Here is a 15,698-nt window from a genome sequence, read left to right as displayed (position 1 = left end):
GACTTCCACGTCATCCGCGGTCTCCGCCCTGACCTACGACGGCACGGCCATGCTGGGCCGGCATCTGCGACGGCTGCGGCACAACCCGGGGCTGCTGATCCTCACCCAGTCCATGCCGATCACGATGCTGCTGTTCTTCGGGTACGTCTTCGGCAGCGCCCTCGCGATGCCCGGCGAGGACTACCGTGCCTTCCTGGTACCGGGGCTGCTGGTGGCGACCGCCGCCAACGGCATCATGACCGGGATGTTCCAGGCGGCCCAGGACACCCACCGGGGCGTGACCGACCGTCTCCGTACGCTGCCGATCAGCCGGGCCGCCGCACCCCTGGGGCAGGCACTCGGGGACCTCGTGGTCACCGCCGTGGGGATGGTGCCCCTGCTCCTCGTCGGGCTTGCGGTGGGGTGGCGGATCGAGGGGTCGGTGCTGCGGGCGGCGGGAGCGGTGGGTCTGTTGCTGCTCTTCCGGTTCGCGACGACGTGGATCGGGATCTACCTCGGGCTGCTGTCCCGGAGCGAGGAGGCGGCCGGTCAACTGGGGGGCGCGGCGTTTCTCCTGCCGATGCTGTCGAACGCGTACATCCCGACGGACGGTCTGCCCGGGTGGTTGCGGACGTTGGCGGAGTGGAACCCGATCAGCGCGGTCGCCACGGCGATGCGGAGCCTGTTCGGGAACGCGCCGGTCCCGGCGGACGGCGCGTGGCCGGTCGTCCACCCTGTCGCCGGGTCGCTGGCGTGGTGTGTGGTACTGGTCACGGTGTTCCTGCCGCTGGCGGTTCGGCGGTACGGGGAGGGCGAGGCCTGACCGTCCAGACCACTTTCCTCGCCCCCGCCGCCCTGTAGTTCAGCCCGTCCGGCATTTGAGGACGAGCGCGTTCAGCGCGATGGGGGTCTGGGGGCGCAGCCCCCAGGGATGGGACGGGTAGGGGCGGCGGGGGCGAAAACCCGACATGATCGCCCGCATGGAACCCCTCCCCCTCACCGGCCTCACAGTCGTCACCCTCGAACAAGCCGTCGCCGCCCCCTTCGCCACCCGGCAACTCGCCGACCTGGGCGCCCGGGTCATCAAGGTCGAGCGGGTCGACGGCGGCGACTTCGCGCGCGCCTACGACACCGCCGCCCACGGTCTCGCCTCGCATTTCGTGTGGTGCAACCGGGGAAAGGAGTCCCTCGCCCTCGACGTCAAGGATCCCCGCGGGCTCGCCGTCGTACGGCGCCTCGTCGCCGACGCCGATGTGTTCGTGCAGAACCTCGCCCAGGGCGCCGCCGCCCGCCTCGGCCTCGACGCGGCCACCCTCTGCGCCGCGCACCCCCGGCTCATCGCCGTGGACATCTCGGGGTACGGGGCGTCGGGGCCGTACGCCGGCAAGCGGGCGTACGACATGCTCGTGCAGTGCGAGGCCGGGCTGGTGTCGGTGACCGGGACTCCGGAGCGGCCGGTGAAGGCCGGGATTCCGGCGGCGGACATCGCGGCCGGCATGTACGCGTTCTCGGGAGTGCTGGCGGCGCTCGTACGGCGGGGCGTGACCGGGCGGGGCGGGCCGGTGGAGGTGTCGATGCTGGACGCGCTCGCCGAGTGGATGGGGCACCCCCTCCACCACGCGATGCACGACGGCACTCCCCCGGCGCGCACCGGCCTCGCGCACGCCGTCATCGCCCCGTACGACGCCTACGCGACGGCGGACGGCGGGCAGGTGCTGCTGTCGGTGCAGAACGACCGTGAGTGGCTGCGGCTGGCCGAACAGGTGCTTCGGCGGCCCGAGTTGGGGTCCGATCCGGCGTACGCGACGAACGCTGCACGGGTGACGAACCGGGAGCGGACGGATTCCCACGTGGCCGCGGCCCTCGGTGCGCTGGACGCCGATGAGGCGGTGGCGCGGCTGGAGGATGCCGGGATCGCGTGCGCGCGGCTGAGGGACGTACAGGAGGTGGCGGAGCATCCGCAGTTCGCGGCGCGGGACCGGTGGCGGGAAGTGGGTTCACCGGTGGGACCGTTGCGCGCGTTGCTGCCCCCCATCACACTGCCGGGCGGGGACGAGGCGCGGATGGGTGATGTGCCCGCGCTCGGGGAACACACCGATGCGGTGCTGCTTGCCGTGGGGATGACGGGCGAGGAGATCGCAGCACTGCGCCGGGACGGTGTGGCCGCCTGAGCGCGGGCCCGGAATGACCGGAACTACCGGACTACAGCCGGAGACGGTGAATCCGTGAACGGCGTGGGGACGCCGATCCGGTCCGCTCAGCGCCCGCCGAACAGGGTGCGGCTCAGACGGCGCAGCGGGGCGAAGAGCGAGAGCCGGCTCACACGCTTGCCGAGGTCGCTGCGCTGCTTCACGGTGTCCCGTGAGGTGAGTTCGCGCATCAGCGAGGTCGCCTCCGCCGTCTCGCGCTGAGGGACGGCGGGTCCCGACAGCACCGAGAGATGGCGGTCGAGGCGCGCCTTTGTCGCACTGCTCCCGCACGTGATCGCAGGGACACGTGCCCTGCTGTGCATCGTTATCTGTTCCATGTCACTCCCCACCCGTACGAGTCCACCCGGCCCGGGCAGGTTAACCCTATCGCTCCCTCAAGGCACTCGTGTATCGCGGTCACAGGATTCACCTTCCCCACAAGGGTGTTGACGACCACTTGACGATTACTCTCCGAATCCAACCGATTCCAGGGCGAGTTGGACAACTGGTGCGCTGGTGGGCTGTTCTGAGCCGCCGTCGGGTTCGACGGTCACAGCGAGTGATGTGGCCGTCTTGTCGAGACCGGTTGCGACCAAGGGCGTGTCGCCCTTGAAGAGTCCCAGAGAGCGTGGTTGCACATCAGGGCGCATGAGCCACAGCTGATGCACGCTGTCGCTCGGCAGTTCGCCGTACCCACTGAGGGTCACCACCGCGCGCCCCTCGGACGCGGAGGCAATCGCGGTGATTCCCTGCCCCCGCGCGTCCCGGTCGGCGGTCGCCCGTGCGTCGGGAGCTGACAGAACGTCGGCAATCTCACGCGCCTGGGCCTGCGCGGTGTCCAGCTTGTCCTGGGTCTGCGTGTTCTGCACGGCGAACAGCGCGGCGACAACAAGGGCGGCTGCCGCCGTGAGCGTGGCGAGCGGGGCGAACATGGGGCGCATGCGGGGCGCACGGCGGACCGGCGGCGGCGGTTCGGTGCCCCAGACGTGCGCCGGCAGCTGATGGCTCCGCCTGCGGGGCGCCTCGGCGGAGCGTCCGGGGGCGTGCGCCGGAGAGTGGCCAGGGGAATGCCCCGGGGACTCCTGCGGGGTCGCACGTACGGCGGACAGGACCCGGTCCCGCATGGCGAACGGGGGCGGCGCGGCCGTGGACCAGGCCAGCCGGACCGCGTCCTCGGACAGCAGGCGCACCTCGGCGGTGCAGGCGTCGCAGCGGGAAAGGTGCTTCTCGAAGCGGCGCCGCTCGTCGGGATCCAGGGCGTCGAGGGCGTAGGGGGCGGCGAGGGAGTGGAGATCCTCGCGGCGGAACAGTCTGCCGAGCGCGCTCATGCGACACCTCCCAGGCATTCGCGCAGTCGGGTCAGTCCGTCGCGCATCCGTGTCTTCACCGTGCCCAGCGGGAGCGAGAGTTGCTCCGCCACCTCACGGTACGTGTAGCCCTCGTAGTAGGCGAGGGTGACCGACTGGCGTTGCAGGGTGGTCAGACGGTCCAGGCAGCGGCGTACCCATTCGCGTTCCATTCCCGCCTCGACCTCTTCGGCCACGTGGTCGAAGGCGGGCCGGTGGGAGCGCTGCGCCTCGCGCTGCTCGCGCTCGCCGGCCGCGCGGGCGCTGCGCACCCGGTCGACAGCCCGACGGTGCGCGAGCGTGAGTATCCAGGACAGGGCGCTGCCCTTCCTGGGGTCGAACCGGGGTGAGGACCGCCAGAGTTCGAGCAGAACCTCCTGGGACACCTCCTCCGACTGCGCCGGATCCCGCACCACGCGCCGCACCAGTCCGAAGACCGGCCCGGACACGATCCCGTACAGCTCTTCGAAGGCCTTCTGGTCGCCCCCGGCCACGAGTACCAGAAGCTCGTCCGCTCCCACCCGCGTCCCCTCTCTATGGCCGCACACGGCCCCTCCCCGCTCCATCACGCTTGTCACCGTCACCTTAGGCATTCGAAGCGAACGCGCCTCCGGATGGGTACGGATCAACTGCCCTCGAAACGCGGGTGGGTCGCCTCCCAAACGTTTTCAAGAAAGTTTTCAGATTCGACCAATCCGCATCCGGGAGGGCTCCGAATCCCCGTCGTCAGGCAAGTTGACACGGTGAGGACGGACGGAATGACGACAACCATCTCCAAGGGCGGCGCGCGGCGCAGGAGCATCGCGACCCTCATTTGCGGTGCGCTGGCCGCCGGTGGGCTCGCAGCCGCCGGCGTCACCGCGCTCGTACCGGGTACGGCTTCCGCCTCCAGCCACCGCGAGGCTCCGCTGATCTCGGGCACACCGCAGTACGACAACACGGACGTGTACGCGTTCGTGAGCCCGGACAAGAAGGACACGACGACGATCGTCGCGAACTGGATCCCGTTCGAGGAGCCGGCCGGCGGCCCGAACTTCTTCCCGTTCGCCGAGGACGCCCAGTACGACCTCCACATCGACAACAACGGTGACGCGCAGGGCGACCTCCTGTTCCGCTACACCTTCAAGACGCACGTCAAGAACAACAAGACGTTCCTGTACAACACGGGCGCGGTGGACAGCCTGTACGACCCGGACCTCAACATCACGCAGTCGTACGACATCGAGCTGATCAAGCTCAAGAACCAGCACGTCATGTCGAAGACGAAGATCGCCGACGATGTGCCGGTCGCTCCGTCGAACGTCGGCAAGGCGTCGATGCCGAACTACAAGAAGCTGCGCGACCAGGCCATCCACAAGCTGACGAACGGTTCGACGACGTTCGCCGGCCAGGCCGACGACCCGTTCTTCCTGGACCTGCGCGTCTTCGACCTGCTGTACGGCGGGAACCTCTCCGAGGTCGGCAACGACACGCTCAAGGGCTACAACGTCAACTCGATCGCGCTCCAGGTGCCGACGCACATGATCGTGGAGTCGGCGAAGCAGCCGATCGTCGGTATCTGGTCGACGACCCAGCGCAAGAACGCCTCCGGCTACTACTCGCAGGTCTCGCGGCTGGGCATGCCGCTGGTCAACGAGGTCGTCAACCCCATCAAGGACAAGGACAAGTTCAACGCGTCCTCGCCGTGGCAGGACGCCCAGTTCCTGAAGAACGTGACCAACCCCGAGCTGCCGAAGCTCATCGAGGCGATCTACAAGATCCCGGCGCCCAAGGAGCCGCGCAACGACCTGGTGGACGTCTTCCTCAAGGGTGTGAAGGGTCTCAACCAGCCGGCGTACGTGACCCCGGCCGAGGAAATGCGTCTCAACACCTCGATCGCCCCGGCCAAGCACCCCAAGCGTCTCGGTGTCCTCGACGGTGACACCGCGGGCTTCCCGAACGGCCGCCGTCTGACGGACGACGTGATCGACGCCTCGCTGCAGGTCGTCGAGGGTGAGCTGCTCGGCGCGAAGAACGACCTCGGCGACGCGGTCGACAAGAACGACAAGAACTTCGAGAAGTACTTCCCGTACGTGGCTCTGCCGACCGAGGGTTCGCGCGGCCCCCTCGCCAAGGGCACCAGCGGCAGCAACGACGTCCGCAGCCAGCTCGGCGACGCGCTGCAGCCCGCCGGCACCTCCGGTGGCACCGACACCATGCTGATCGCCGGTTCGGCGGCGGCCGGTGCGGCCGGGTTCCTGCTGATCACCGCCGGCGTTGTGTGGTGGCGCCGGAACATGGGGAACCGGGCGTACTGACCCGCTTTCGCCTCACCCCCACCAACTGGCGCGGCCCGTATCCATCCCCACGGCGCGGGCCGCGCCGCACCCCCGTCGACTCCCGGCCCCACCCGGGCGGTCGACCCCCTGATCCCCCACAACTGACCCGCCCAGGCAACTTGAGGAGAGGGCATGCCCCCGCGTACGAACGACAACGCACCGGACCGCGAGCAGGCGCCACAGCCGCCGCTCCCGCGACCGGGCCGTGAGCTCGGCAGCCGGCCGACCGACACGGCGGGGGCACCGGACACACTCGGAACCGGAACGGTTCCGGGGCGTACGGACGCCGAACCCAGGGACACGCCACAGAACACCGCCCCCACCGGCACGACCGAACCGGGCGAAGCCCGGACGGGTGCACCGCGCACAACGCCCCCGACCGAGGGCGCGCAGGCACCGGGCGCACCCGGAACCGGAACGGTTCCGGCGGGCACGGACGCCGAACCCGGGGGCGCCACGCACGGCGCCGCTCCGACCGGGGCCGGGGACGCTGAACGGAACGGCTCCGGCTCCGGCTCCGGCTCCGGCTCCGGCTCCGGCTCCGGCTCCGGCTCCGGCTCCGGCTCCGGCTCCGGCTCCGGGCAGGGTTCCCGAGGCCTCGTCGTGGCCGGCGCCGGTCGCACCGGCGTGCGCGTCTCCTCAGTGTCGGAAGCCGACCTGACGCCCAGCGCCCCCTCGGTTCCTGGCCCCCAGGCCTCCCTCGACGCCGCCCCTGACGAGCGCGTCGCCGCTGTCCGGCGGCTCGGGGAGTCGTCGCGGCGGTGGCGGGCGGTGCAACTCGGGGCCTGTGCCGCCGCGTTGGCGGTGGCGTTCACCGCCGGGGCCGTGGTCCTGGGGGCCGTGCGGGACGGGAGCGGGACCACCAACGTCTCGTCCGCGCCGGCGGCGATGTCTCCCGCGCTGCTCGCGAGTGGGGACATCGGCGCGAGCATCGCCTCCCTCCAGGCCCATCTCCGGGCACAGCCCAAGGACTTCGGCAGCTGGGCCACCCTCGGGCTCGCGTATGTCGAGCAGGCCCGCACCAAGGGTGACCCTTCCCGGTATCCGCAGGCCCAGCAGGCCCTGAACCGGTCCCTCGATCTGGAGCCCGACAACGACCCCGCCCTCGCCGGGCGCGCTGCCCTCGCCGCCGCCCGCCACGACTTCCCCGGCGCCCTCAAGTACTCGGACCAGGCCCTCGCGCAGAACCCCTACAGCGAGCGCGCCCTGTCCACCCGTATCGACGCCCTTGTCGAACTGGGGCGCTACGGCGAGGCGTTGAAGGCCACCGATGAGGCCGACGCCAAGCGGCCCGGGGTTCCTGTCTTCACCCGGTACGCGTACGTGCGTGAGCTGCGCGGCGACGTCAGCACCGCCCGGCGGGTGCTGGAGCAGGCGCTCAGCGCCTCCACCTCTCACGGGGACATCGCGTACGTGGCCACCGCGCTCGGGCAACTCGCCTGGAACCAGGGCGAGTACAAGTCCGCCCTGGACTTCTACGCCCGTGCCCTCGCCGCCGACGACGCCTACCTTCCGGCGCTCGAAGGCCGCGCCCGCGCCCAGTACGCGAACGGCGACCGGGCCGGTGCGATCAAGGGCATGGAGGACGTCGTCTCCCGTTACCCGCTGCCCGGTCCGCTCGTCGAACTCGGTGAGCTGTACGAAGTCCGGGGCAGCGACGGCGACTTGGCCAAGGCGCGCAACCAGTACGCGCTCGTCAACGCCTGGACGGCCATCGCCCGTGCCAACGGCGTCAACGCCGACCTGGACACCGCGCTCGCCGCCGCCGACCACGGCGACCGGAAGTCGGCGCTGCGCGCGGCCCGCGCCGAATGGGACCGCCGCGAGACCGTGCACACGGCCGACGCCCTCGCCTGGGCACTGCACGTCAACGGCAAGGACGAGGAAGCGCTCCCGTACGCCCGCCGCGCCACCGCGACCGGCTACCGCAACGCCTCCTTCCTCTACCACCGCGGGGTGATCGAGCAGGCCACGGGCCACGCCAAGGAAGCCCGCGCCTCGCTCTCCGCCGCCCTTGAACTCAACCCCGGTTTCTCCCCGTTGGGCGCCCGCAAGGCCCGTACGGCTCTCAAGTCCCTGGAGGCGGCGAAGTGAAGCCCCGTCGTGTGGCCGCCTCCGGCGCCGCCCTGTTCACGGCCGCCTGCGCGCTCGTGCTGGTTCCCGCCTCGGCCGCGAGCGCGCATCCGCTCGGCAACTTCACCGTCAACCGGTACGACGGTCTCGTTGTCGCCCCCGGACAGCTCCGGGTCGCCCATGTCGAGGACCTCGCCGAGATCCCGGCGACCCAGGCCAAGCCCGACATCGACAAGCTGGGTCTGACCGACTGGGCCGGGCAGCGGTGCGCGACTGCCGCGCAGGGCAGCAAGGTCACCGTCGCGGGGCGCACGGTCGCGCTCGCCGTCGGGAGCGCCAAGGCGAGCACACGGCCCGGTCAGGCCGGCCTCAACACCCTGCGCGTGGAGTGCGGACTCACGGCCGCCCTCCCCGAGGTCGCCGAAGGTGACACCGTCTCCCTCGGCTTCCACAGCGCGGGCACCGAGTCGGGGCCCGGCTGGCGGGAGATCACCGCGCGGGGCGACCGGATGACGCTTGCCGAGTCCGACGTACCGCAGAAGTCGGTTTCGGGTGAACTGACCAGCTATCCGCAGGAGTTGCTCTCCTCTCCGGCCGACACCGCGACGGCCGCCCTCCAGGTGGGCCCGGGCGGCCCGGCCCTCGTCGAGAGCGGCGAGAAGGACGCGCCGGCCTCCTCGGTGCTGCCGCGCGGCGCCGACCGCTGGACACGCGCGCTGGACTCCCTCGTGGCCCGGCACGACCTCACGATCGGCTTCGCCGCGCTGGCTCTGGTCATCGCGATCTTCCTCGGCGCGATGCACGCGCTCGCCCCGGGTCACGGCAAGACCCTGATGGCGGCCACGGCAGCCGCCCGGGGCGGCAAGGCCCGGCTGCGCGATGTCATGCCGCTGGCCGCCTCGGTGACGGTCACCCACACGCTCGGCGTGGTCGCCCTGGGCCTGCTGGTGACGGCCGGTTCGGCGGCGGCGCCCTCGGTGATCGCCTGGCTGGGCGTGGCGAGCGGGGTGCTCGTGACGGGCGCGGGCCTGAGCCTCACACGGCGAGCCTGGCGCCAGCGCGCACACGAGCGCACACATGCCCAGTCCCATCCGCATCCGCATCCGCATCCGCATCCGCACGACCATGGCCATGACCACTCGCACGATCACGAGCACCCCCACAGCCACACTCACGCCGCCGAGAAGGCGCCGGAGCGCGAACTGGTCCTCGCCCACGCGTCGCACGCACACACGCCCACGGACACCGCTCCGGCACCCGCCGCCGCACACGACCACCACCACGATCACGACCACGACCACGAGCACCACGACCACAAGCACGCCAACACCACGCTGGAACACACCCACGGTGGCTTCACCCACACGCACGCCATCGCCCCCACCTTGCGCGGCACGATCCTGCTCGGGTTCGCCGGTGGGCTGGTGCCGAGTCCGTCGGCCGTGGTCGTGCTGGTCGGGGCCGCCGCGCTGGGGAAGGCGTGGTTCGGGTTCCTGCTCGTGCTGGCCTACGGGGTCGGGCTCGCGCTCACCCTCACCGGGGCCGGGTTCCTCGTCGTGAAGCTGGGAAGCGGGGCGAACCGGCTGCTGGACCGACGTCCGGGGCTGGCCGGCGGTCCGGTGGTCACGCTCGTTCGGCGTACCGCGCCGTTGGCGTCCGCGTTCCTCGTCGTCGCACTGGGCGCCGGATTGGTGCTCAAAGGGGCGGCATCCGCCTTCGGCTGAGCTACTTTTGGGAAGAAATCAGCCGGAGTGCAGAAAATCGGCGTGCGATAAGACGGAAGCCAGTGAACGCGCGGCTGCGATGGGGGGACGCCCGTGTCCGAAGAACCAGGCAGTGAACGTGTGATCGCGGGACGCTACCGGCTGCTCTCACCGCTCGGTGAGGGCGGTATGGGCACGGTGTGGCTGGCCCGCGACGAGGTGCTGCACCGCGAGGTCGCCGTCAAGGAGGTGCGCGCGCCCGCCGGACTGCCGGCCTCCGAGATCGAGCGGCTGTACGCAAGGCTGGAGCGCGAGGCCTGGGCCGCGGCCCGCGTCTCGAACCGGAACGTCGTGACGGTGTACGACGTGGCGACCGACGGGGGCCGGCCCTGGATCGTCATGGAGGTGGTCCGCGGGCTCTCGCTCGCCGATCAGCTGGACGCCGAGGGGCCGCTCTCGCCGCAGCGGGCCGCTCACATCGGCGCGGAGGTGCTCTCCGCGCTCCGGGCGGCGCACGAGGCCGGGGTGCTGCATCGGGACGTAAAACCGGCCAACGTGCTCCTGTCGAACGACGGCCGAGTCGTACTCACCGACTTCGGCATCGCGACCGTCGAGGGCAGCTCGGCACTCACCATGACCGGCGAGGTCATCGGCTCCCCCGAGTTCCTCGCGCCCGAGCGGGCGTTGGGGCGCACCCCCGGCCCCGAGTCCGACCTGTGGTCGCTGGGCGTGCTGCTGTACGCGGCGGTCGAGGGCAACTCCCCCTTCCGGCAGAACACCCCGCTCAGCACCCTGCGCGCCATCGTCGACGAGGAGTTGCCGCCGCCTCTCCGGGCCGGGCCGCTGACGCCCGTCATCGAGGGGCTGCTGCGCAAGGATCCGGCCGACCGTCTCGCCGCCGAGCAGGCCGAGCACGATCTGCGGATCATCGGCGCGGGGGGCACCCTGCGCGCGGACACCGTCCGGACGGGCCCGTACCCGCCGCCGATCGCGGCACCCTTCCCGCAGCACCCGACGACGCCCGCGCAGCCGATGCCCGTTCCCACGGCGGCGACCCGGCCCGTGCCGCCTCCCCCGGACACCTATGCGACCCGACCGGCCGAACCGGACCGCAACCGCCGGGCGGCCGTCGTCCTGGTCGCGGGCCTTGCGGCCGTCGCGCTGGCGGTGGCCGGGCTGACGTACGCGCTGCTGAACCGCGACCGCGGCGGGGACGACAACGGCGCCGACGTCGGCAGCAGCAGCACCCCGCAGACCAACAACGGTACGGGCGGCGCGAGTTCGCCGAAGAACAGCCCCAGCGAGTCCGCCGACGAGAAGACGAGCGAGACTCCGAGCAGCGGTGACAGCGTCAAGACCTCGCAGCCGGCACAGACCGTGGAGGTCCACGTCGCCGGCTCGGGCACCGACTACTCGGGGCCCTGTCCGCCCCCCAACTCGGAGGCGCCCGGGTTCACGGCCACCTTCACGGTGGGCAACGTGCCGACGAAGATCTCCTACCGCTGGGTCACGGAGACGGGCGAGGCGCCGGAGCAGGGCTGGCGAACCCTGTCGTTCCCGGCGGGCGGCGACAAGACCAAGCAGAACAAGGTCTACGTGACGACGTACGACGAGAGCGGGACGATCAAGAACGCGATCGGGGTGGAGGTCCGCGACCCGCTGAGCGTGAAGTCCAACTCGGTGCCGTTCTCCGTGTCTTGCGAGAAAGAGGAGACCCCGACGGACGGGGTCTCCTCTCCCACCGGGACGCCCTGAGCGGACGTCGGCCGACCGGTCAGGCGGCGCTGGTGAGCGCCGGCAGATAGCCGCCCGACTGACCGGCGGCCGTCGGGTGGTACGACTCGCCGATGTTGAACAGGTTGAGGCTGTGCAGCCACGAGCTGCCCGAGCAGATCTCGTGACCGGTGAAGACCGACTTGACGTCACCGAAGGTGAAGCCGTGGTCAGCGGCCCTCTTGGCGAGCGCGCCGTTCAGATAGTCCGACGCCTCATTGATCGCGGAGCGCTTGGCCTCGGAGAGGCCGAGGCAGGCCTGGCCGAGCTTGTAGAAGCGGGGGTAGCCCAGGACGACCACATGGGCGGCGGGCGCCCGGGAGCTGATGGCGTCGTACACGCTGTCGAGCTGACCGGGGAGGGTCGAGTCGACGTACGCCTTCGCGGTGTTGATGCGGGCGAGGCAGGAACTGTCGGACTGGAGCACGCAGGTCGTCATGACGTCGGCGAAGCCCGCGTCGTTGCCGCCGACGCTGATCGAGACGAGTCCCGTGGAGGAGCTGAGCGGGGTCAGCTGACTCGCCAGAACATCACCCGTTCGGGCGCCCGAGCAAGCGGTGAAGTCGAAGCTGGAGGGTGAGTGGGCGGCGGCCCAGAGGTACGGGTACGCCTTCGTGCTGCGCTTGCAGTCGCCGCTGGAGGCGATGTAGCTGCCGGTGCCGACCCCCGAGGAGTAGGAGTCGCCGAGGGCCACATAGCCGGTGGCGGCGGCGAGTTGGGACGCCTGCGCCGACGTGGCCCCGGTGAGGGCGAGGCCGGCGGCGAGGAGGAGCGAGGTCACGTATGCCGTAATTCGGAAACGTCTCATGGAACCTCCTTTAGCAGGATCTCTGCCACAACGTTCGTACCAACTACGCGTGTTGAATGGAAGTGTCCATGCCAAGACTTTCGGCCCGTACCGGACCGGATCACCCGCGCTCACATTGCAGCCGATTGCGTGTGCATGACATGCGTGTGACAAGTCGCCCAGCCTCTTGAGCAACTCCCGTTCATGACTGAGTCTTTACCTCAGCCCGGGCGGAACGCGTCGCTCCGGGTCGTGTCCGCACCAGCGGGCACCCCCCACAGACGCGCCCCCACCCAGGCGTGTGCTGCCTCAGAGGAGGACTCCCTCGTCATGGCACAACTGCGCAGCAAGAAGATCAGGACCGTCGCGACCACCGTCGTGGCGGCCGCCGCGCTCGTCGGCGGATTCACCGCGCTTCCCGCCCAGGCCGCCCCGGCACCCGCCGAGGGCAAGGTGCTGGCCGCCGGCTCCCCCACAGCCGTCAAGGACAGCTACATCGTCACGCTCAAGAAGACGGCGGGCCTCAAAGCCGCGTCGAGCGCCGGCAAGAACCTGATCGGCGAGTACGGCGGCACGGTGAAGAAGACGTTCAGCACCGCGCTGAACGGTTACACGGCAACCCTCTCCGCCACCGAGGCCCGCAGACTCGCGGCCGACCCCTCGGTGGCTTCCGTCGAGCAGAACCAGACGGTGCACCTCGACGCCACGCAGTCCAGCGCCCCCTGGGGCCTCGACCGCATCGACCAGGCGGCCCTGCCGCTGTCCGGCACCTACACCTACCCGGACACGGCCGGCGCCGGGGTGACGGCGTACGTCATCGACACCGGTGTACGCATCACGCACTCCCAGATCAGCGGCCGGGCCACCAACGGCTACGACGCCGTGGACGGCGACACCACCGCACAGGACGGCAACGGCCACGGCACGCACGTCGCCACCACCATCGCGGGCTCGACCTACGGTGTCGCCAAGGCGGCGAAGATCGTGGCGGTCCGAGTGCTCGACAACGCCGGGTCGGGTACCACGGCCGGTGTCATCGCGGGCATCGACTGGGTGACCGCGAACCACAGCGGCCCCTCGGTCGCCAACATGTCCCTCGGCGGCGGCGCCTCGACCTCGCTGGACACCGCGGTCTCCAACTCCATAGCCAGCGGCGTGACCTACGCGATCGCGGCCGGCAACAGCAGCGCCAACGCCTCCTCCTACTCCCCCGCGCGGGTCGCGGCGGCCATCACAGTCGGCGCCACCACCAGCACGGACGCCCGGGCCAGCTACTCCAACTACGGCTCGGTCCTGGACATCTTCGCCCCGGGTTCCTCGATCACGGCGGGCTGGAACACCAGCGACACCGCGACGAACACGATCTCCGGTACGTCGATGGCCACCCCGCACGTCGCGGGTGCGGCTGCCGTCTACCTCGCGGGCCACACCTCGGCCACCCCGGCCCAGGTCGCCACGGCACTCACGAGCGGCGCCACCGCCGGCGTGGTCACCAGCCCGGGCAGCGGCTCCCCGAACCGTCTGCTGCGGCTCGTCCCGTAACACCCGTCCCACATCGATAACTCGCTTGATTTGAACGACAGTTCCCCGGAGGCAGCCGGCGCCTCCGGGGAACTCGTTCGTCCGTCCCTTCGTTCCCTCCGGGGAAACGTCGTGCAGGCATTCGGGCAATGTGTCATGGAAGTTCCGCATCTTGACTCACCCGTCCCGCTGCGCGACATTGAAGCCCGGCATCCGGCGCGTCGGGGGGCAAAGTCGCCAATGCAGACCATACATATCAAGCCACCTTCATCCGGGAGCGGACCAGGCAACGGTGAGCCGTCGGAACAGGGGCCGGGGAAGGACCTGTTCCCGCTGCTCACGGGCGTGGCCGTGGCCGTCGCGACCATCGGCGCGGTGCTCGCGCTGACCGACAGCGCCTCGCCGCTGCGCGGTCCGTTCACGCTGTTCTTCCTCCTGGCCGCACCGGCGGTCGCCGTGGGAGCCGCACTGCGCGGGCTGGAGCCGTTCGGCCGGATCGTGACGTCGGTGGCGGCGGCGGTCGCACTCGATCTCCTGGTCGCCCAGGGCATGCTGGCGACGCACCGGTGGTCGGTCCGCGGTGGAGTGGTGGCCGTGACACTGATCAGCTCGCTCATCCTCCTGCTGGTGCTGATGCCGGTGCTGGTGCGGCGACAGCGCCGCCGTACGGCGAGAAGACGGACCTCCTGACGTGGCTGGTGACGTGGCTCGTAATCTGACATCCGATGTGACCCTGACCGTGTTCCGCCCCGGCGAGCTGACCGCCGCGGACCGGGCTGCCTGGACGGCCTTGCAGGCCAAGGCCCATCTGCACGGCTCGCCCGAGCTGGCGAACCCCTTCCTGTCCCCGGAGTTCGCGCTCGCGATCGGCCGCTGCAGACGCGGTGTACGCATCGCCGTGCTCCGTGAGGGCGGGGAGCCGACGGCGTTCTTCCCGTTCCAGAGATCCGCCGCCGGCGTCGGCCGGGCGATCGGCCTCGGTGTATCCGACTGCCAGGGACTGGTACACCGCCCCGGATTCACTTGGGACGCACAGGAGTTGCTGCGGGCCTGCGGGCTCGCGGTGTGGGAGTTCGACCACCTGGCGGAGGGCCAGACGCCGTTCGAGGCCGACGCCTCCGGCACCTTCCCGTCCCCGGTGATGGACGTGGACCAGGGGTACGAGACCTATCTGGCCGGACTCCGGGCGCGTTCACCCAAGTTCACGCGCACGACGCTCGCCAAGGAGCGCAAACTCGGCCGGGACGCCGGCGAGGTCCGCTACGTACACGACGAGCGTGATCCCGAGGCACTGGCCACGCTGATGGCCTGGAAGTCCGCCCAGTACCGCAGGACCGGCCGCAGCGACCGGTTCGCGCACCCCTGGATCACCCGGCTCGTGCAGCAGCTCTTCCACACCCGTTCCGACCCGTTCGCGGGCATCCTGTCGGTGCTCTACGCCGACGGGAAGCCGATCGCCGCCCACTTCGGACTGCGCACGGAACGCGTGCTGGCCTGCTGGTTCCCGGCGTACGACCCGGCGTACTCGAAGTACTCGCCAGGGCTGATCCTGCATCTGCGGATGGCCGAGGCGGCCGCCGCCGACGGTATCGCGTACCTGGATCTGGGCCGGGGGCAGAAGGAGTACAAGGACTCCCTGAAGACACGTGAACTCATGGTGTCCGAGGGGTGGGTGACACGTCGTCACCCGGTGGCGGTCGGACACCGGGCGCGGCGCGCCCCGGTCCGGGCGCTGCGCAACGTGGTGCTGTCGCGGCCGGAGCTCTTCGAGCCGGCGGACAGGGCACTGAAACGGATGGGCCGGCTCCGTTCCAGAAATCGATCAAAGTAGTTATGTAACGGTCAAACCAACAAAAACGTGAGACCTCGTTGCAGGTCTTGCCATACAGGCGTAATAGTCAATACCGTCATACAATCTCACCCGCATCGGTACGTCGTCCTGTGACTCAGGGGAGGGCTCAGGGTCCACGACGACCGTCGACGCGGGAGCGCGGTAGGGGGGTGCCGTG

Annotated in this window: 13 protein-coding genes; 9 read left to right on the top strand and 4 right to left on the bottom strand. The window is 70.5% G+C overall.

Translation table 11 applies throughout. The features are described 5' to 3' along the window. The first annotated feature begins 49 nt into the window (after window positions 1–49). Together OG734_RS38880 and OG734_RS38875 are read left to right on the top strand one after the other, a co-directional pair. Window positions 50–802, top strand: a complete 753-nt coding sequence (locus tag OG734_RS38880; protein WP_330293947.1) for an ABC transporter permease — start codon at window positions 50–52, stop codon at window positions 800–802. Window positions 803–947: 145 nt separating this feature from the next. Beyond that, window positions 948–2,150 carry a CaiB/BaiF CoA transferase family protein gene (locus tag OG734_RS38875; protein WP_443064994.1) on the top strand — a complete coding sequence of 401 codons (1,203 nt, stop codon included), beginning with the start codon at window positions 948–950 and terminating at the stop codon, window positions 2,148–2,150. A gap of 86 nt (window positions 2,151–2,236) precedes the next feature. On the opposite strand, the gene OG734_RS38870 is transcribed toward OG734_RS38875, so the two are convergent. From OG734_RS38870 to OG734_RS38860, 3 genes are all read right to left on the bottom strand, one after another. Further along, the gene (locus tag OG734_RS38870) at window positions 2,237–2,506 is read right to left on the bottom strand and encodes a hypothetical protein (protein ID WP_318320545.1); all 270 of its coding nucleotides are present in this window, start codon (window positions 2,504–2,506) and stop codon (window positions 2,237–2,239) included. A gap of 126 nt (window positions 2,507–2,632) precedes the next feature. Then, window positions 2,633–3,496, bottom strand: a complete 864-nt coding sequence (locus OG734_RS38865) for an anti-sigma factor (RefSeq protein WP_330292102.1) — start codon at window positions 3,494–3,496, stop codon at window positions 2,633–2,635. Further along, window positions 3,493–4,035, bottom strand: coding sequence for a sigma-70 family RNA polymerase sigma factor (locus OG734_RS38860; RefSeq protein WP_307631175.1), 543 nt, complete (start codon window positions 4,033–4,035; stop codon window positions 3,493–3,495). The genes OG734_RS38865 and OG734_RS38860 overlap by 4 nt, the downstream gene beginning before the upstream one ends. A gap of 237 nt (window positions 4,036–4,272) precedes the next feature. Between OG734_RS38860 and OG734_RS38855 the strand changes: the two genes are divergently transcribed. The 4 genes from OG734_RS38855 to OG734_RS38840 all read left to right on the top strand — a co-directional run bounded on the left by OG734_RS38855 (window position 4,273) and on the right by OG734_RS38840 (window position 11,363). Next, window positions 4,273–5,811, top strand: coding sequence for a DUF4331 domain-containing protein (locus tag OG734_RS38855; RefSeq protein WP_330292101.1), 1,539 nt, complete (start codon window positions 4,273–4,275; stop codon window positions 5,809–5,811). 153 nt (window positions 5,812–5,964) lie between these two features. Further along, complete coding sequence (locus OG734_RS38850; RefSeq protein ID WP_330292100.1) at window positions 5,965–7,926, top strand: tetratricopeptide repeat protein; 1,962 nt, start codon at window positions 5,965–5,967, stop codon at window positions 7,924–7,926. After that, window positions 7,923–9,629 carry an urease accessory protein UreH domain-containing protein gene (locus OG734_RS38845; RefSeq protein WP_330292099.1) on the top strand — a complete coding sequence of 569 codons (1,707 nt, stop codon included), beginning with the start codon at window positions 7,923–7,925 and terminating at the stop codon, window positions 9,627–9,629. Before OG734_RS38850 ends, OG734_RS38845 begins: the two co-directional genes overlap by 4 nt. A gap of 93 nt (window positions 9,630–9,722) precedes the next feature. After that, complete coding sequence (locus tag OG734_RS38840) at window positions 9,723–11,363, top strand: serine/threonine-protein kinase (RefSeq protein WP_330292098.1); 1,641 nt, start codon at window positions 9,723–9,725, stop codon at window positions 11,361–11,363. Between the two features lie 19 nt (window positions 11,364–11,382). Here OG734_RS38840 and OG734_RS38835 read toward each other — a convergent pair whose 3' ends face one another. Continuing rightward, window positions 11,383–12,189: an SGNH/GDSL hydrolase family protein gene (locus OG734_RS38835; RefSeq protein WP_330292097.1), complete on the bottom strand. Its 807-nt coding sequence runs from the start codon at window positions 12,187–12,189 to the stop codon at window positions 11,383–11,385. A gap of 309 nt (window positions 12,190–12,498) precedes the next feature. Between OG734_RS38835 and OG734_RS38830 the strand changes: the two genes are divergently transcribed. From OG734_RS38830 to OG734_RS38820, 3 genes are all read left to right on the top strand, one after another. Further along, window positions 12,499–13,710, top strand: a complete 1,212-nt coding sequence (locus OG734_RS38830) for a S8 family peptidase (protein WP_330292096.1) — start codon at window positions 12,499–12,501, stop codon at window positions 13,708–13,710. Window positions 13,711–13,929: 219 nt separating this feature from the next. Further along, window positions 13,930–14,379, top strand: coding sequence for a hypothetical protein (locus OG734_RS38825; protein ID WP_330292095.1), 450 nt, complete (start codon window positions 13,930–13,932; stop codon window positions 14,377–14,379). Between the two features lie 37 nt (window positions 14,380–14,416). After that, window positions 14,417–15,520 carry a GNAT family N-acetyltransferase gene (locus tag OG734_RS38820; RefSeq protein ID WP_330292094.1) on the top strand — a complete coding sequence of 368 codons (1,104 nt, stop codon included), beginning with the start codon at window positions 14,417–14,419 and terminating at the stop codon, window positions 15,518–15,520. The last annotated feature ends 178 nt before the right edge of the window (window positions 15,521–15,698 follow it).

Origin of the sequence: Streptomyces sp. NBC_00576 (assembly GCF_036345175.1) — a bacterium.
GTDB lineage: Bacteria > Actinomycetota > Actinomycetes > Streptomycetales > Streptomycetaceae > Streptomyces.
The sequence above is the reverse complement of the archived record's forward strand: the minus strand, read 5'-3'. Positions and strand labels throughout refer to the sequence as shown.